Source organism: Pseudomonas sp. MDT1-85 (genome assembly GCF_054898065.1).
In genome coordinates this window covers 3,653,634-3,671,183 of sequence record NZ_CM142715.1, presented here as the reverse complement: position 1 = coordinate 3,671,183, position 17,550 = coordinate 3,653,634, and the positions used below count along the sequence as shown (strand labels likewise).

At 60.5% G+C, this 17,550-nt stretch carries 16 protein-coding genes and 1 tRNA gene; 12 read left to right on the top strand and 5 right to left on the bottom strand.

The window, feature by feature from the left end:
- Positions 1-14: 14 nt before the first annotated feature.
- Entirely contained in the window at positions 15-704 is a 690-nt protein-coding gene (locus ACYZT2_RS16470; protein ID WP_461965627.1) for a hypothetical protein, read from the bottom strand.
- 240 nt (positions 705-944) lie between these two features.
- Positions 945-1,032: transfer RNA gene (locus ACYZT2_RS16465), tRNA-Ser, on the bottom strand.
- Between the two features lie 124 nt (positions 1,033-1,156).
- Between ACYZT2_RS16465 and ACYZT2_RS16460 the strand changes: the two genes are divergently transcribed.
- Positions 1,157-1,828: a Bax inhibitor-1/YccA family protein gene (locus tag ACYZT2_RS16460; protein WP_461965625.1), complete on the top strand. Its 672-nt coding sequence runs from the start codon at positions 1,157-1,159 to the stop codon at positions 1,826-1,828.
- A 91-nt stretch (positions 1,829-1,919) separates the two neighbouring features.
- Here ACYZT2_RS16460 and ACYZT2_RS16455 read toward each other — a convergent pair whose 3' ends face one another.
- Entirely contained in the window at positions 1,920-2,249 is a 330-nt protein-coding gene (locus tag ACYZT2_RS16455; RefSeq protein ID WP_461965623.1) for a YceK/YidQ family lipoprotein, read from the bottom strand.
- 57 nt (positions 2,250-2,306) lie between these two features.
- The gene (locus ACYZT2_RS16450; RefSeq protein ID WP_461965621.1) at positions 2,307-2,744 is read right to left on the bottom strand and encodes an Lrp/AsnC family transcriptional regulator; all 438 of its coding nucleotides are present in this window, start codon (positions 2,742-2,744) and stop codon (positions 2,307-2,309) included.
- Positions 2,745-2,877: 133 nt separating this feature from the next.
- Here ACYZT2_RS16450 and ACYZT2_RS16445 point away from each other — a divergent pair, with 133 nt between their 5' ends.
- A complete protein-coding gene (locus tag ACYZT2_RS16445; protein WP_461965619.1) occupies positions 2,878-3,771 on the top strand; it encodes a DMT family transporter in 894 nt (297 codons plus the stop codon).
- Between the two features lie 6 nt (positions 3,772-3,777).
- On the opposite strand, the gene ACYZT2_RS16440 is transcribed toward ACYZT2_RS16445, so the two are convergent.
- Positions 3,778-5,403: an NADP-dependent glyceraldehyde-3-phosphate dehydrogenase gene (locus ACYZT2_RS16440; RefSeq protein ID WP_461965617.1), complete on the bottom strand. Its 1,626-nt coding sequence runs from the start codon at positions 5,401-5,403 to the stop codon at positions 3,778-3,780.
- A gap of 237 nt (positions 5,404-5,640) precedes the next feature.
- Between ACYZT2_RS16440 and ACYZT2_RS16435 the strand changes: the two genes are divergently transcribed.
- From ACYZT2_RS16435 to ACYZT2_RS16390, 10 genes are all read left to right on the top strand, one after another.
- Complete coding sequence (locus ACYZT2_RS16435; protein ID WP_217856362.1) at positions 5,641-6,528, top strand: Dyp-type peroxidase; 888 nt, start codon at positions 5,641-5,643, stop codon at positions 6,526-6,528.
- A 17-nt stretch (positions 6,529-6,545) separates the two neighbouring features.
- Positions 6,546-7,514 (top strand): Gfo/Idh/MocA family protein, encoded by a 969-nt coding sequence (locus ACYZT2_RS16430; protein WP_461965614.1) that lies wholly within the window; start codon positions 6,546-6,548, stop codon positions 7,512-7,514.
- Between the two features lie 80 nt (positions 7,515-7,594).
- Complete coding sequence (lexA, locus tag ACYZT2_RS16425) at positions 7,595-8,212, top strand: transcriptional repressor LexA (protein ID WP_461965612.1); 618 nt, start codon at positions 7,595-7,597, stop codon at positions 8,210-8,212.
- The gene (gene imuA / locus ACYZT2_RS16420; RefSeq protein ID WP_461965610.1) at positions 8,212-8,829 is read left to right on the top strand and encodes a translesion DNA synthesis-associated protein ImuA; all 618 of its coding nucleotides are present in this window, start codon (positions 8,212-8,214) and stop codon (positions 8,827-8,829) included. Before lexA ends, imuA begins: the two co-directional genes overlap by 1 nt.
- 7 nt (positions 8,830-8,836) lie before the next feature.
- Positions 8,837-10,252 carry a Y-family DNA polymerase gene (locus ACYZT2_RS16415; RefSeq protein WP_461965608.1) on the top strand — a complete coding sequence of 472 codons (1,416 nt, stop codon included), beginning with the start codon at positions 8,837-8,839 and terminating at the stop codon, positions 10,250-10,252.
- Positions 10,249-13,326: an error-prone DNA polymerase gene (locus tag ACYZT2_RS16410; RefSeq protein WP_461965606.1), complete on the top strand. Its 3,078-nt coding sequence runs from the start codon at positions 10,249-10,251 to the stop codon at positions 13,324-13,326. Before ACYZT2_RS16415 ends, ACYZT2_RS16410 begins: the two co-directional genes overlap by 4 nt.
- A 180-nt stretch (positions 13,327-13,506) precedes the next feature.
- On the top strand, positions 13,507-14,181 hold the full coding sequence (locus tag ACYZT2_RS16405) for a CsgG/HfaB family protein (RefSeq protein WP_461973136.1): 675 nt from the start codon (positions 13,507-13,509) through the stop codon (positions 14,179-14,181).
- A 60-nt stretch (positions 14,182-14,241) separates the two neighbouring features.
- On the top strand, positions 14,242-14,583 hold the full coding sequence (locus ACYZT2_RS16400) for a DUF4810 domain-containing protein (RefSeq protein ID WP_461973134.1): 342 nt from the start codon (positions 14,242-14,244) through the stop codon (positions 14,581-14,583).
- Entirely contained in the window at positions 14,580-15,239 is a 660-nt protein-coding gene (locus ACYZT2_RS16395) for a DUF799 domain-containing protein (RefSeq protein WP_461965604.1), read from the top strand. Before ACYZT2_RS16400 ends, ACYZT2_RS16395 begins: the two co-directional genes overlap by 4 nt.
- Before the next feature lie 173 nt (positions 15,240-15,412).
- Complete coding sequence (locus tag ACYZT2_RS16390; protein WP_461965602.1) at positions 15,413-17,524, top strand: hybrid sensor histidine kinase/response regulator; 2,112 nt, start codon at positions 15,413-15,415, stop codon at positions 17,522-17,524.
- Positions 17,525-17,550: the final 26 nt, after the last annotated feature.

The following is a 17,550-nucleotide window of genomic DNA, read 5'->3' as shown; positions in this document are numbered from 1 at the left end:
TCCATTTCAATGTTTCAAATGGGGTAATAGGGGTCGATGGGCGAGTCGGAAAAGCGCCAGCACTCATCCCTAGGGTTGAACAGTGCTCGGTGGTTTTCGCGCATGGGACGGCAAGCCAATAACGCCTGCCAGGCGATTTCGACGCAGTTGTCCATGGCCTGCATGGAATAGCCATCAAGCTGGTTGAGCCAAGCGTTGTAATTGGGCATGCCGACGCTGCGGTAGGTACTGAGCAATATCTCGGCGACTTCTTCGCCCCAGTGGATGAAGCGTCCCGGGCTCCAGGTGCCCGTCTGGGCATGAATAAACCAGCCCAAGCTTGGCAAGTCGCCATCTGCGAATCGTAATGTGCCGCGCTGTGAGGCAAAACCGCAGGTGATGTGGACGGTCAGCCAACCTTGGTGTTGCCGGATAAATCCAGTGGGGTCGAATTGTGCCAGCGGTACCACACGATAGCCTGAGTCAGGCATTGACCTGGCAACCAACTCAGCGTCCAGCCTTGAAACGAAGGCGCGAATGGCCTTGCCTTCGCCGGACGTCGCGCAAAGAATTTCAACCGGTGTGCTCGCAGGTGTGTCGCTGAAACCGACGATGCGAGCTAGCCCATAAAGGCGTAAAGAGGTTTTCAGGCCGCTGGGATGAAGCGAGGTATCGAGCGTGCAGGCGCAGGGGATGGGCACATCCATAGGTGCGGGGCGCATCAAATATTACCGTCCATGTAAATGTGCGTCGCGAAGAATGCCCCAGGCAGAAGTCGCGTTCAACAATCTTTACAGCATTTACGTTGGCAGCCGGTTCGGCGTGGAGGGCCCAGGTAGGTTCGAAATGGGCTGAGTTATGGAACGCTCCCATAATAGGTATGGAACACATGCCGAGCGGTGACATGTTTACCAAACCCCAGAAACGAAAAAGCCCTGAAAAATCAGGGCTTTGTCGTATAAAGATGGCGGAGGCGATGGGATTCGAACTCATGGACCTGTTACAGTCGACGGTTTTCAAGACCGTTGCCTTAAACCACTCGGCCACACCTCCGTTTGCGTTGCGGGCGCCATAATACCTGAATGAAACACACTGTCAAACTCTCTGCATGGCTTGTTACAGAGCGTCTGTTATGATCTTTGCGACTGAACGTTTCAAACCCAACAGGAGTGTCGCCATGCGCGAACAGGATTACGCAGTTAATAACAGCGTGCAGGCTGAGCAGCTAGAGGTTAGCCGCGTCCTGCGCAACACTTACGGCTTACTCGCCCTCACACTCGCATTCAGCGGCGTGATGGCGTTTGTCGCGCAGCAGATGCGTGTCGGCTACCCGAATATCTTCGTGGTGCTGATCGGCTTCTACGGCCTTTTCTTTCTCACCAACAAACTCCGTGATTCGGCGTGGGGCCTGGTTTCTGCGTTCGCGCTGACTGGCTTCATGGGTTTCCTGCTCGGCCCGATTCTCAACCGTTACCTGGGTATGCAGGGCGGAGCGGAAGTAGTCAGCTCGGCCTTCGCGATGACCGCGCTGGTGTTCGGCGGCCTGTCGGCTTATGTGCTGATCACCCGCAAGGACATGAGCTTCCTCGGTGGTTTCATCACGGCCGGTTTCTTTGTGCTATTGGGCGCGACACTGGCGAGCCTGTTCTTCCAGGTCAGCGGTCTGCAACTGGCGATCAGCGCAGGTTTCGTGCTGTTCTCGTCGGTGTGCATTCTGTTCCAGACCAGCGCCATCATTCACGGCGGCGAGCGCAACTACATTATGGCGACCATCAGCCTGTATGTATCGATCTACAACCTGTTCGTCAGCTTGTTGCAATTGCTCGGCATCATGAGCCGCGATGATTAATCGCCAGCCTTGAGTAAAAAACCCGCTTCGGCGGGTTTTTTATTGCTTGCAAATCGGGGCGCCGATCATCTGCGCGCCTGGGCGGCCAGGATTATTCGGTAATGACAATGCTGCCATCGGCCTGCTGCCGATAAATGGTGTAGGGCAGCAGCATGGTGTCGAGAGCGCCGGAAATGACTACGTCGATCAACACAAAGGGCGTGGCATTGTTGTATTTATACTCATCGATGCCCGGGCCCGGTGGCGCATGCAGAGTGCAGAAATCATAAGTCACGCCGCTGTAGATCCGTGGAACTGCACCGCAGTAGGTTTTCTGTTCCCTGAGACTCTTCGCCGCTGCCTCGTCACTGCGCACCACGGTCTGGAATGTGCCGCAACCGGTGAGCATCACCGCCGCCAGTAACATGGCTTGAGTTTTCATACCGCCAATCCTTCGCCGGAAAAAGATCAAACTACGCCTTTGCGAACAAAACAGCACTCATGCCATCGGTGGCAGCCGGCGCTTGACCGGTGTCTTCTTGACGATGGCGGTGCTGGTTTCGGCGTGGCTGTTGAGGCGGTCGAGGAGGGTGTCCAGTTGTTCCATCGAGCGCACATGCAGGCGGGCGATGAAGCAGTCGTCGCCAGTGACTTTGTCGCACTCGGTGAATTCGGGAATGGCCTGAATCTGTCGCTCGACTTCCTGCAACTGGCCCGGCAGCGGGCGAATGCGGACGATGGCCTGGAGTTGGTAACCGAAGCATTTGGGGTCGATCTCGACGGTATATCCCTTGAGCACGCCACGTTCTTCGAGGCGACGCAGGCGCTCGGCGACACTGGGCGAGGACAGGCCGCTGATCTGTGCCAGGGCCTTGAGCGAGCGGCGTGAGTCTTCCATCAACGCGCTGATCAGCACTTGGTCGATGTTATCGGTCATGGGAACCCCTGTTAGGTCATCGGCTGAATAAGCCTTGATAAAAAAGGCGGAAGCCGAGTTTAGCCTGTTTTTTGCGCTGGAGTAGCCCCTCGGTGGATTGGCATACTTTGGGCTCAAACAAAGGAGGTTAATGATGGAAAAAACACTACGTCGCGGCTCATTCGAAATGACCGCAGCCATGCTCATTTCCGGGACCATTGGCTGGTTCGTGCTGGTGTCCGGGCAACCGGTGCTGGACGTGGTGTTCTGGCGCTGCGTGTTCGGTGCCGCCACCTTATTGCTGATCTGCGCGGCGTTCGGCTTTCTGCGCCCTGGCATTTTGACGTCCACCACTTTCTTGCTGGCCGTACTGAGCGGTGTGGCGATTGTCGGCAACTGGGTGCTGTTATTCGCGTCCTACTCCCGCGCCTCGATTGCCATTGGCACGGCGGTTTATAACGTCCAGCCATTCATGCTGGTGGGGCTGGCCGCGCTGTTTCTGGGGGAGAAAATCACCCTGCAGAAACTGTTCTGGCTGGGCATTTCGTTTCTCGGGATGCTGGCGATTGTCAGCGCACATGGTGAGCAGGGCGAGGGCGGCAACGATTACCTGATGGGGATTGGTCTGGCGCTGGGGGCTGCCTTTCTGTACGCGATTGCCGCGTTGATCATCAAGCGCCTGACCGGTACGCCACCGCATCTGATCGCGTTGATCCAGGTCTGCACCGGCGTGCTGTTGCTCGCGCCCTTTGCGCATTTCTCGGCGATGCCGCAAACGCCCGATGCCTGGGCCAGTCTGGTAACCCTGGGCATCGTGCATACCGGTCTGATGTATGTGTTGCTCTACGGCGCGATTCAAAAGCTGCCGACAGCGCTGACCGGTGCGCTGTCGTTCATCTATCCGATTGCGGCGATTTTCGTTGACTGGTTCGCCTTTGGCCATCGCCTGGAGCCACTGCAATGGATCGGTGTCGCCGCGATTCTGTTGGCCGCCGCCGGGATGCAACAAGGCTGGAGCCTGAAGCTTCGACGGGTGGCGGCGCAATAACAGACCTCAGAAGATGTAATCGGTGGTCAGGAAGCTCGAGTTTCGGCCGCTGATGATCTCGCTGAGAAGCTCCTTACTGCTTTCCTGGAACTTGGTCGCCACCAGGGTCCGGATCGAAAACACCCGCAGCGCATCGTGCACCGACAGCGTGCCCTCGGCGGAATTCTTGCGGCCGTTGAACGGATAGGTGTCCGGACCGCGCTGGCACTGGGCGTTGAGGTTGATCCGGCCGACCTGGTTGGCGAAGGTGTCCACCAGCCTGCCAACCGCCACCGGGTTGGTGCCGAAGATGCTCAGTTGCTGGCCGAAGTCCGATTCCAGGACATAATCGATGACGGTGTCCAGATGACGGTAAGGCACGATCGGCACGACCGGGCCGAACTGTTCTTCCTGATAGACGCGCATCTGCGGTGTCACCGGGTACAACACGGCCGGGTAGAAGAACGATGCTCGGGATTCACCGCCGTTTGGGTTGACCACGGCTGCACCTTTGCTGACCGCGTCTGCCACCAGGGTGTGCAGGTAATCGACCTTGCCTGACTCCGGCAATGGCGTCAGGGCCACGCCGCTGTCCCACGGCATGCCGGGTTTGAGGCTGGCGAGTTTGGCGTTGAATTTTTCGATGAACGCCTCGACCACATCTTCATGGACGAAGAGGATTTTCAGCGCAGTGCAGCGCTGGCCGTTGAACGACAGGGAACCGGTGACGGCTTCATTGACCGCGTTGTCCAGATCGACCTCCGGCAGAACGATGCCGGGGTTCTTCGCATCCAGGCCCAGCGCCGCGCGCAGGCGGTGAGGCCTTGGGTGGAGTTTTTTCAGGTCACTGGCGGCCTTGTTGGTGCCGATGAACGCAAAAATATCGATCTTGCCGCTGGCCATCAGTGCGCTGACGGTCTCGCGACCGCTGCCGTAAATGACGTTGATCACCCCGGCCGGGAAGCTGTCGCGGAACGCTTCGAGCAGAGGGCGAATCAACAGCACGCCAAGTTTGGCCGGCTTGAACACCACGGTGTTGCCCATGATCAGCGCCGGAATCAGCGTGGTGAAGGTTTCGTTCAGCGGGTAGTTGTAAGGCCCCATGCACAACGCCACGCCCAACGGAACGCGGCGGATCTGGCCGAGGGTGTCCTGTTCCAGTTCGAAGCGGCTGGAGCGGCGGTCGAGTTCCTTGAGGGCATTGATGGTGTCGACGATGTAATCGCAGGTGCGGTCGAATTCTTTTTCCGAGTCCTTGAGATTCTTGCCGATCTCCCACATCAGCAATTTGACCACCGCCTCGCGCTGTTCGCGCATTCGAGCCAGGAAGGTTTCGACGTGCTGGATACGCTCGGCCACACGCATGGTCGGCCACAGGCCCTGGCCGCGGTCATAGGCGCGGACGGCTGCGTCGAGCGCGGTCAATGCGGTCTCGGCATCGAGCAGCGGCGTGCTGCCGAGAATCACCTGTTCATCGCCATTCGCGCCGCTCAGGTACACCGGGCTGCGGACTTGGGCGAGGGGCCCGGACCAGGTTTTCAGTTCGCCATCGACCAGATACTCGCGCTGCTCGGTCGGGCCGTTGAGGCGGTATTTTTCCGGGACGTTGTCGGCGGTGGGAAACAGGTTGCAAAGGATTTGTGCTGTGGTCATATCGCTACCCCGTCTGGATTGGCTGATGCACTGATGAATCGTTTTAGCAGACCTCGGACTCGCTTGTCATGGCTCATCTTATGATTTTTTGGCGCTGCCGACTCATCCGGTCCTGAAAGCCCTGTAATTGGATGGACTCGCAGGCTCGGCAGCTGCTACGAGGCGATCTTTTGGCCCTGAAAACACACAAGTAACGATCCCCCGGTTAAACTTCACGCTCTTTCTGAAGGAGTTCATATGAGTTATTACCAGCCGGGCATTCTCGCCACCCCTGTTCCGCCTCAAGCTCGTCATATGTTCTTCGCCCTTGAATCCGCCGAGGCACTGCCGGCTGCGCTGGATAACCTGATGCGCCTGGTGGACGGAAAGTCGGCGGTCGTCGGTTTCGGTGAATCCCTGGTCAAAGCGCTGCACGCGCAAATTGACGGGCTGCGCGCTTTTCCTGCGCTGGTCGGTGTCGGCGTCGACAATCCGTCGACCCAACACGCGCTCTGGTGCTGGCTACACGGTGTTGACCGTGGTGAACTGCTCAATCGCAGTCATGCGATCGAAGCCGCGTTGGCACCGGCCCTGCGTCTGGTGCAGATGAACGAAACCTTCCGCCACATGACCGGCCACGACCTGACCGGCTACGAAGACGGCACCGAAAACCCTCACGACGAAGCCGCTGTGGCCGCCGCGTTGTTGGGCGAAGGCGCTGAGGGACTGGTCGGTGGCAGCTTCGCCGCGATCCAGCAGTGGCAGCATGACTTGAAAGGCTTTCACGCCATGCCGTCCCACGAGAAGGACAACATCATGGGCCGGCGCTTGAGCGACAACGAAGAACTCGACGACGCGCCGATCTCTGCCCACGTCAAACGCACCGCCCAGGAAAGCTTCACACCCGAAGCCTTCGTGGTCCGTCGCTCGATGCCGTGGATCGAAGGCGATCGCGCCGGCCTGATGTTCCTGGCCTTCGGTTTTTCCCTCGATGCATTCGAGTCCCAGTTGCGGCGCATGAGCGGTCTGGAAGACGGCATCACCGACGGTCTGTATCGCATCAGCCGACCGATCACCGGGGGCTACTACTGGTGCCCACCACTCAAGGACGGTCGCCTCGACCTGCGCGCATTGCGCATCGGCTAAACCTCAAAGGATTGTCTATGAACGTGGTGCGCTGGGGCATGATTGGATGTGGCAGTGTGGCCGAGCGCAAGAGCGGGCCGGCGTTCTACAAGGCGCCCGGCTCGGCACTGGTGGCGGTGATGGGGCGGCGTTTGGAAGCAGTGACCGATTACGCCGCGCGCCATGGCATTGCCCGGGTCTACACCGACGCCGGCGCGCTGATCAACGACCCCGAGGTGGACGCGGTGTACATCGCCACACCCCCCGACAGCCATCACGCTTACAGCCTGCAAGTGGCTGCCGCCGGCAAACATTGCTGCGTCGAAAAACCGATGTCGCTGAATGCCGGGCAAAGCCGTGAGATGCAAAAGGCCTTTGCCGAGGCCGGATTGCACCTGTTCGTTTCCTATTATCGACGCTCGTTGCCGCGCTTCCAGCAGGTGCGGCAATGGCTTGCCCAAGGGCGGATCGGCGAAGTCCGGCACTTGACCTGGACGCTGACCAAAGCGCCTTCATCGAGCGATCTTGGCGGCACCGATAACTGGCGCACTGATCCGGCGATTGCTGGTGGTGGTTACTTCGCCGACCTCGCCAGCCATGGCCTCGACCTGTTCCAGTACCTGCTGGGTGACATCGTCGAGGTCGCCGGTTTCACCGCGCATCAGGCTGGCCTCTATGCCGCCGAAGATGCCGTCAGCGCCAGTTGGCGGTTTGCCTCCGGGGCGTTGGGCATGGGCTGCTGGAACTTCGTGGCGGACCGTCGAGAGGACCGGGTCGAGGTGATCGGCAGCCAAGGCCGGATCAGCTTTTCGGTGTTCGACGAACACCCGGTGCAGCTTGAGGCCGATGAACACCTCAGCCTGCACATCGAACATCACGAACACATCCAGTGGCACCACGTGCTGGGCATGAATGCCCACATCCGTGGCGAAACGCAGCACCCGGCGCTGGCCGAGCAGGCGTTGAAGACCGATTGGGTGATGGACCAGATCCTCAAGCGCGGCTGATGCAAAGTCAAAAGATCGCAGCCTCGTTTCACTCGACAGCTCCTACAAGTGCTTGTCAGGAAAAACCCAAAAGAGTACAAATGTACTCCATGACGACTTTAACTCCCCGCCGTACCGCCATCCTGACCTTCATCCGCGATCGAATCGCCGAACACGGTCAGCCCCCGAGCCTCGCTGAAATCAGCGAGACCTTTGGTTTTGCCTCCCGTAGCGTGGCGCGCAAGCACGTGCTCGCGCTGACCGAAGCCGGTTTTATCGAGGTCAATGCGCATCAGGCGCGAGGTATCCGGCTGCTGAATCAACCGCCGCGGCCCGAGCTGCTGGATGTTCCGGTACTCGGTCGAGTGGCGGCCGGTGCGCCGATCGGTGCCGATGCCGAAGTCCACAGCCGTTTGCTGCTTGATCCGTCGATCTTCTCGCGGCTACCGGATTACATGCTGCGGGTGCAGGGTGATTCGATGATCGAGGACGGTATTCTCGATGGCGATCTGGTGGGCGTGCGCCGCAATCCAGAGGCGGTCAACGGCCAGATCGTCGTGGCGCGGCTCGACGGCGAAGTCACCATCAAGCGTTTTGAACGGGTCGGCGATTCTGTTCGCCTGTTACCGCGCAACCCGGCTTACCAGCCGATTATTGTTCGAGCCGATCAGGATCTGGCCATCGAAGGCGTGTTCTGCGGTCTGGTGAGGCAAGGGTGATGGGCGCCGTCGTTGCGTTGGATACGTTGTTCAATGGCGGCCAGGTCTGGAAGGGCCGGCCTGCGCCACCGACTGTCAGCCCGCAACCCACCGGGCATGCGGCGCTGGATGCGGCATTGCCCACTGGCGGTTGGCCGGAAGCGGCGCTGACTGAAATCCTGTTGGCCGGGCAGGGCTTGGGTGAGTTGCAACTGGTGTGGCCGGCGCTGGCGCGGCTGTCGGCGGCGGGGGAGCGCATCGTGCTGGTGGCGCCGCCTTACGTGCCGTATCCCCAGGCCTGGCAGAACGCCGGGGTCGATCTGCGACAACTGTCGATCATCCACGCCAGCGAGCGCGATGCGCTGTGGGCGGCGGAACAATGCCTGCGTTCAGGCAGTTGCGGGGCGGTGTTGTGCTGGCCGCACAAGGCCGATGATCGAGCATTGCGACGTTTGCAGGTGGCGGCGGAAACCGGTCAGACCCTGGCGTTCGCCTATCGCTCGCTCAGTGAAGCCATTAACCCGTCACCAGCGGCCCTGCGCATCGCCATTGACGCCAAACCTGCGCAGTTGCGGGTGCTCAAGTGCCGGGGCGGGCTGGCCCGTTCGGCGCCGATTGCCTTTGCCGTCGGGCATTGAGGTTGCCATGCGCTGGGTGTGCATTCTCTTCCCGCAATTGGCGCTGGACGCGGTACTGCGTCAGCGCCCCGACCCCGATGAGCCGCTGGCGCTGCTGACCGGCCCGGCCCAGCGTCGGGTGCTGCAAGCGGTCAACGGTTCGGCGCGGGCGCTGGGCTTGAGGCCCGGCCAGTCGATGACCGCCGCTCAGGCCCTGAGCAAAGGGTTCGTCACCGCGGAATACGATGCCGCCGAGATTGAACACTGGCAGCAGTTCCTGGCCGCCTGGGCCTATCGGTTCAGCTCTCAGGTCAGCGTGCATTACCCACGAGCCGTGGTGTTTGAAATCGAATCCAGCCTGGGCTTGTTCGGGCCTTGGCCGCAGTTCGAGGCGCGGTTGCGGGCGGAACTTGGCGAGCTGGGGTTTCGTCACCGGATTGTCGCCGCGCCCAATCCGGTGGCGGCGCGGGTGCTGGCCAACGTTTATGACGGTCTGGTAGTGCCGGACAATGAAGCCTTGCAGCACCACCTGGGGCAGTTGCCCGTCGACCGGATCGCTCTGGAACCAAGCGTTGCCACGGCACTGTCGCGCATGGGGCTGCGCACCTTGAGTCAGGTGCAGGCGCTGCCACGACATAGCCTGGCCCGGCGTTTCGAGGCTCAGGTGCTCAAGCATCTGGACACCCTGTTCGGCGAGCGACGGCTGGCGCTGGCGTTTTACCTGCCGCCGGACCGTTTCGATGTGCGCATCGAACTCAACTTCGATGTGCAATCCCATCAGGCGTTGCTGTTTCCATTGCGCAGGCTGACCGGCGATCTGGCGGCGTTCCTCTGCGGGCGGGACAGCGGTGTGCAGCGTTTTGACCTGCACCTGGAGCACGCCGGGTTGCCAGACACGCTGATCAAGGTCGGCCTGCTCAGTGCCGAGCGCGATCCGGCGATGCTGTTCGAACTGGCCCGAGGGCGTCTGGAGCAGGTTCAGGTCGAGGCGCCGGTACGCGGTTTTCGTCTGCGCGCCGAAGAGCTACCGGCCTTTGTGCCCCAGTACCAGGAACTGTTCGATGATCGTCCGCAGCAGTCCTTGCCCTGGGAGCAACTGCGCGAACGCTTGCGCGCACGATTGGGGGATGACGCGGTGCAGGGCTTGCGGTTCCAGGCCGATCATCGGCCGGAATGTGCGTGGCAGGCCAGTGTCAACAGCCAGACCTGTGAGGTATTGCCTGCCGTGCAACGCCCGGGCTGGCTACTGACTGAACCGCAGGCAGTACACGAAGGCTCGACGCGCATCCTCATGGGGCCGGAACGCATCGAGTCGGGCTGGTGGGACGGCGATGATGTGCGCCGCGATTATTACCTGATCGAAACCCGTTCCGGTCAGCAGGGCTGGGCCTATCGAGCGGTGGGTGAAGACGGTCCGTTGTGGCTGCAAGGCTGGTTCGCATGAGTGTCGATTATGTCGAGCTGCACTGCCTGTCGAACTTCAGTTTCCAGCGCGGTGCTTCCAGTGCGCTTGAGCTTTTTCAACGGGCGAAAAAGCAGGGCTACCAAGCGTTGGCGATCACCGACGAATGCACCCTGGCGGGTATCGTCCGCGCCTGGCAGGCGGCCAAGGCTGTGGAGTTGCCGCTGATCATCGGCAGTGAAATACGCATCGAAGACGGCCCGAAACTGGTGCTGCTGGTGGAAAACCTCGAGGGTTACCAAACCCTGTGCCGCCTGATCACCCGTGCCAGACGCCGCACGCAGAAAGGCCAATATCAGGTGCTGCGGGAGGATTTTGGCGAGCCTTTGCCGGGGCTGTTGGCGTTGTGGGTGCCGGATGCCGTCGATGACTTTGAGCAGGGCCACTGGCTGAAGCAGATCTTCGCCGAGCGCCTGTGGCTGAGCGTTCAGTTACATCGCGGGCAGGACGACACCCGGCGATTGACGGCGCTGCTGACCCTGGCACGGGAACTGCGAATCCCTGCGGTGGCCAGCGGCGATGTGCACATGCACGCCCGCGGCCGGCGGGCCTTACAGGACACCATGACCGCGATCCGCCATCACCTGCCGGTGGCCGAGGCCGGGTTACGTCTGCACCCCAATGGGGAACGGCATTTACGCAGCCTCGCCGCCTTGTGCGATCTTTATCCGCAGGCACTGCTCGACGAAACGCTGAACATCGCCCGGCGCTGCATGTTCGACCTTAGTCAGTTGCGTTATCAATATCCCCGGGAACTGGTGCCTGACGGTCAAACGGCCACGTCCTGGCTGCGGGCGTTGGCTGAAAAGGGTATTCAGTGGCGCTGGGAAAAAGGCCCTAAAGCCGAGGTGTTGGTGCAGATCGACAAGGAACTGCAGCTGATTGCCGAGTTGGGGTACGAAAGTTATTTCCTGACGGTTCACGACATTGTGAATTTCGCCCGCAAGCAACACATTCTGTGTCAGGGGCGCGGTTCTGCGGCCAACTCGGCGGTGTGCTACGTGCTGGGGATCACGGAGATCGACCCGGAGCGGAGCACGCTGCTGTTCGAGCGTTTTCTCTCCAAAGAGCGCAATGAGCCGCCGGACATCGACGTGGATTTCGAGCACGAGCGACGTGAAGAAGTCCTGCAGTACGTGTTCCAGCGTTATGGCCGGACCCGCGCGGCGCTGACGGCGGTGGTCAGTACTTACCATGGTGCCAGCGCAGTCCGCGATGTGGCCAAGGCACTGGGTTTGCCGCCCGATCAGGTCAATGCCCTGGCCGACTGTTGCGGCCACTGGAGTGATCAGGCGCCGCCCGTCGAGCGCCTGCGCGAAGGTGGTTTCGATCCCGACAGCCCGGTGTTGCGCCGGGTGCTGAGCCTGACGGGGCAGTTGATCGGTTTCCCCCGGCACCTGTCCCAGCACCCTGGCGGTTTCGTGATTTCCGAGCAGCCCCTGGACAGCCTGGTGCCGGTGGAAAACGCCGCCATGGCCGAGCGCACCATTATCCAGTGGGACAAGGACGATCTGGACGCGGTCGGGTTGCTCAAGGTCGATATTTTGGCGCTGGGCATGCTCAGTGCGATTCGCCGTTGTTTCGATCTGCTGCGTCGGCACCGTGGCCGTGACCTGAGTCTGGCAACGGTGCCGGCCGAAGACCCGCAAACCTACGAGATGATCGGACGCGCCGACACCATCGGGGTGTTCCAGATTGAATCCCGGGCTCAGATGTCGATGCTGCCAAGGCTCAAGCCCACGACTTTCTATGACCTGGTGATTGAGGTGGCGATCGTTCGTCCGGGGCCGATTCAAGGTGGGATGGTGCACCCCTATCTGCGGCGGCGTAAGGGCGAAGAAGAGGTGATCTACCCGTCGAAAGAACTTGAAGTGGTGCTGAAGCGTACGTTGGGCGTGCCACTGTTCCAGGAACAGGTGATGCAGATCGCGATTGTTGCCGCCGACTACAGCCCCGGCGAGGCCGATCAATTGCGCCGTTCCATGGCCGCCTGGAAACGCCACGGCGGACTGGAACCGCACAAGGAGCGACTGGCGGACGGGATGAAGAAAAACGGCTACACGGCGGAGTTCGCCGCGCAGATCTTCGAGCAGATCAAAGGCTTCGGCAATTACGGTTTTCCCGAATCCCACGCCGCCAGTTTCGCCTTGCTGACCTACGCCAGTTGCTGGTTGAAATGCCACGAGCCGGCGGCGTTCGCCTGTGCGCTGATCAACAGTTGGCCCATGGGTTTCTACAGCCCGGATCAGATTCTTCAGGACGCCCGCCGGCATCATTTGCAGATTCGTCCGGTGGACGTACGGGCCAGTGACTGGGATTGCAGCCTGGAACCGATCACCGGCGCGCAACCGGCCATTCGCATGGGGTTGCGGATGATCAAAGGCTTTCGCGAGGACGATGCCAGGCGTATTGAAGTCGCACGGTCGAAAGGGGCGTTTGCCGACATCGCCGACCTTGGCGAACGGGCACGACTCGATGCTCGCGCCCAGGAGCAACTGGCCGATGCCGGTGCGTTGCGCGGGTTGGCCGGTGACCGGCATCGGGCGCGCTGGGAGGTGGCGGGGGTACAGAAGCAGCTCGGCTTGTTTGCCGGTTTGCCGAGTCAGGAAGAACCGGCGGTGTCTCTGCCCAAACCCACCGTGGGCGAGGACCTGCAAGCCGATTACAACAGTGTTGGCACCACCCTCGGTCCGCATCCGCTGGCTTTGCTGCGGGGTGAATTGAAAGCCCGGCGTTGCCGCAGTTCGAAAGAACTTATGGATGTCGAGCACGGCCGACCGGTCAGCGTCGCCGGATTGGTGACCGGCCGGCAACGCCCGGGCACCGCCAGCGGTGTGACCTTCGTGACGCTTGAAGACGAGTTCGGCAACGTCAACGTGGTGGTCTGGCGCGACCTGGCCGAACGGCAACGGCAGGTACTGGTCGGCTCGCAATTGCTCAAGGTCGATGGGCGCTGGGAAAAGGAGGGCGAGGTGCGGCACCTGATTGCCGGACGCTTGAGCGACCTGAGTTCATTGCTCGACGGTATCCATGTGCGCAGCCGGGATTTCCGTTGACCCCTGCGACATTGACCGAAGATGTCACCTGCGCAGGAAAACAGTGTCGGTCAATGCGCTGGCGTCAAAAATTTTAAAACTGTCTTCGGTGATGGCACTTTGGCATAATGCTGGCCATCAACGTACTGGCCGTTGCCGTGCCGGGATAAACCGTTTTTCAGAAAGGAATGCACAGTGAGAATGATTTCTCGGATGGTGGTATCAGGGGCCGCGATTGCAGTATTGGGCGCGATGGCTGGCTGTGCGACCGAAAGCTCCCGGGCATTGCCGGTAGAAAAAGTCGAAAGCGCCAGCCGCGCCTATGCGGGAGTTCGAGTGCCCATGGCGGTCGGCAAGTTCGACAACCGTTCGAGCTACATGCGCGGGATTTTCTCCGACGGTGTGGATCGCCTGGGCGGTCAGGCCAAGACCATCCTGATCACTCACTTGCAGCAAACCAACCGCTTCAGCGTGCTGGATCGCGACAACATGGGCGAGATCCAGCAGGAAGCCGCGATCAAGGGCCAGTCCCAGCGCCTCAAGGGGGCTGACTTTGTGGTGACCGGCGATGTCACCGAGTTCGGTCGCAAAGAGACCGGCGATCACCAGCTGTTCGGCATTCTTGGGCGCGGCAAGACTCAGGTGGCCTACGCCAAGGTCAACCTGAATATCGTCAATATCAGCACATCGGAAGTCGTTTATTCGACTCAGGGCGCGGGCGAGTATGCCTTGTCCAATCGCGAAGTCATCGGCTTTGGCGGGACCGCTGCCTACGACTCGACCCTCAACGGCAAAGTGCTCGACCTGGCGATGCGCGAGGCAATCAATCGTTTGGTGGACGGTATGAATTCCGGTGCCTGGAAACCGGGCAACTGATCAAGGTCGATGACAAGGAGCGGTACAAGCATGTTCAAGCGTTATCTGTCGTGGGCGTTAATGGCGTCCATGCTGCTGTTGAGTGGCCTGTTAGCCGGCTGCAGCAGCCCGAAAACCCTTTACCAATGGGAAAGTTATCAGCCACAGGTTTATGAGTATTTCAAAGGTGAAGAGCCCAAGGAAGCTCAGGCCGAAGCCCTGGAACGCGACTTGCAAAAGATCAAGTCCACCGGCAAGACACCGCCACCTGGCTACCACGCTCATTTGGGGCTGTTGTACCTGAGCATGGGCAAGGACGATCAAATGGTGCAGCAGTTCAGAACCGAAAAGTCTTTGTTTCCCGAGTCGACGCCGTACATGGACTTTCTGCTTAAAAACGCCAAGACCGGAGACACCCAATGATTGCGCGCTCCTTGAAACTGATGGCCTGCCTGCTGGCGCTGGTAGTCCTTGGCGGTTGTGTCAGTCCCAAGACCGTGGACTATTCGGCTTACAAACAAAGTCGTCCAAAAACCATTCTGGTGCTGCCGCCGCTGAACAACTCGCCGGACATCAAGGCGTCCTACAGCCTGCTGTCGCAGGTCACGTATCCATTGGCTGAAGCGGGTTACTACGTGTTGCCGATCACGCTGGTCGATGAGACGTTTCGCCAGAACGGTCTGACCACCCCGGCGGACATCCACCAGGCACCCGCCAACAAACTGCAAGAGATCTTCGGTGCCGATGCCGCGCTCTACATCACCGTGAGTGAATACGGCACTCGCTACCTGGTGATCAGCAGCGAAACCGCAGTCACCGCCAGCGCCAAACTGGTGGACCTCAAGACTGGCACCACCTTGTGGACCGGTACCGCCAGGGCGTCGAGCGAAGAGGGTGGCAACAACGGTGGCGGCGGTTTGATCGGCATGTTGATTACCGCGGCAGTCAAACAGATCATCAACAGTTCGACCGACGCCGGTCACCCGATTGCCGGCATTACCAGTGCACGGCTGCTGTCGGCAGGGCATCCGGCGGGCTTGTTGTACGGGCCGCGTTCGCCGAAATACGGCACCGACTGATGCCCCTCCCTGTGGCTGTGGCGAGACAGCTTGTCACAGGGGGCTGTCGAGAATCAGCTATACCTCTATGAAACCATTGGCGTTGGCGGTGCTCGAAACAAACGGGCACGCACCGTCTCCTCACGCCGTTGCACTGCCTGAAGACATGTCATTCACAGGACATAGGCCAGTCGATGCAGTTTCTAGACAATAGCCACGGATGTACCGGCTGGAGCGGCGAAATGGCCGGACGCATTCGCGCGTTCGACTGGAGCCTGACCGAACTCGGGCGCATCGATACCTGGCCCGGGAGCCTGTGCAGCGCGGTGCAGTTATTGCTCGCCTCACCCCTGCCAATGGTGATGCTGTGGGGGCGGCCCGGTTACATGATCTATAACGATGCCTACTCCAGATTTGCCGGTGGGCGGCATCCTTACCTGCTGGGTTCCCCGGTGGAGTTGGGCTGGCCAGAGGTCGCCGAATTCAATCGGCATGTGGTGGATATCTGCCTTGCGGGCGGTACCTTGTCCTATCACAACAAAGCCCTGGTGCTGTTGCGTGACGGCGTACCCGAAGATGTCTGGATGGATCTTTACTACAGTCCCGTCGCCGATGATGACGGGCACCCCGCCGGGGTCATGGCGATGGTGGTCGACACCACTGATCATGTGATTTCCGAGCGCCGACGCCAGGAAGCCGAAAGCGCTTATCGCGCCGACAACGAAAGAGTTCGCCTGGCTCTTAATGCCGGGGCTTTGCTCGGCTCATTCGTCTGGGACATCAAGGCTAACGTGCTGTCTGCCGACGAACGCTTCGCCCGCACGTTTTCCTACCCGCCCGACCAGGACCTGGCCAACCTGCCACCGCTCATCGCCGAGATGCAGATTCATCCCGACGACCGCAGTTGGGTTCAGGAGCTGATCAATCAGTCGGTGGAAACCGGCATACCCTATAACGCCGAATACCGGGTTCTGCGTCCCGATGGCAGTTACCTGTGGGTGCTGGCCAGCGGGTGTTGCGAGTTCAATGAGCAAGGCGAGGCGTTCCGCTTTCCTGGGGTGTTGATTGACATCCACGAACGCAAGACTGCCGAAGAGTCCTTGCTCAAATTCACCCGCAACCTGGAGCAGCGCGTCGCCGACGAAGTCGAAGCGCGGCTGGCGGCCGAAGAGCAGCTGCGTCAGTCACAGAAACTCGAAGCCATCGGCGGTCTTACCGGCGGCGTGGCCCATGACTTCAACAACCTGTTGCAGGTAATCGCCGGCAATCTGCATTTGTTGGCGCGTCACGAGCCGGACAACGCCAACGTGCAACGCCGGGTCAGCGCGTCGATTGCCGCGGTCGAGCGCGGTGCCAAACTGTCGTCGCAATTGCTCGCATTCGCCCGTCGCCAGCCTTTGTCGCCGGCGGTCTGCGATCCACGGCAGATCTTCGAAGGCCTGGGAGAATTGTTACAACGGGCGCTGGGGGAAACCATCCAGATCAAGATGACGGCGCCTGACGCTCCATGGCATCTCTACGTGGACCGCAATCAACTCGAAAACGCCATTCTCAACCTCGCGATCAACGCCCGAGACGCCATGAATGGCGAGGGGACCATTGCCCTGAGCGCCGAGAACATTGCCCTCGACCGCAAGTTTTGCGCAGGCAAGGGCATCGTCGCCGGCGACTATGTTTGCGTCGCGGTGGCTGACACGGGTGTCGGCATGCCGCCTCAAGTGCTCGCACAGGCCTTCGAACCGTTTTTTACCACCAAGGCCGACGGCCAGGGTACCGGCCTGGGTTTGAGCATGGTGTTCGGTTTCGTCAAACAGAGCGGCGGGCATATCGAGATCTCCAGCGTCGTCGGGCAGGGCACTCGGGTGCAGCTGTATTTCCCGCGCAGCTTGCGCCCGTTGCCCGGTGAAATAACGCGCCATGATCCGCAGCACCGAGGCGGGCACGAAACTATTCTGGTGGTCGAAGACAACGAAGCGGTGCGTGGCTCGGCGGTGGACTTGTTGCGTGAAGAGGGCTATCAGGTACTGACCGCGGCCAACGGTGACCTGGCCATGCAGATGTTGCTCGATGGCGTGGCGGTGGACCTGATCTTCACCGATGTGGTCATGCCCGGTCTGATCAAAAGCTCGGACCTGGCCGCCTGGGCCAAGGTGCAGAATCCTCCGGTGGCGGTGCTGTTTACCTCCGGTCACACCCGGGACATTATTTCGCGCAATCACCAACTCAGCCCCGACACTTATCTGCTGAGCAAACCTTATGGCCCTGAAGCGCTGTTGAGTAAGCTCCGCAACGTACTGGGTGGTTGAGACCTGTTGGTTGTAATGCGATCCGC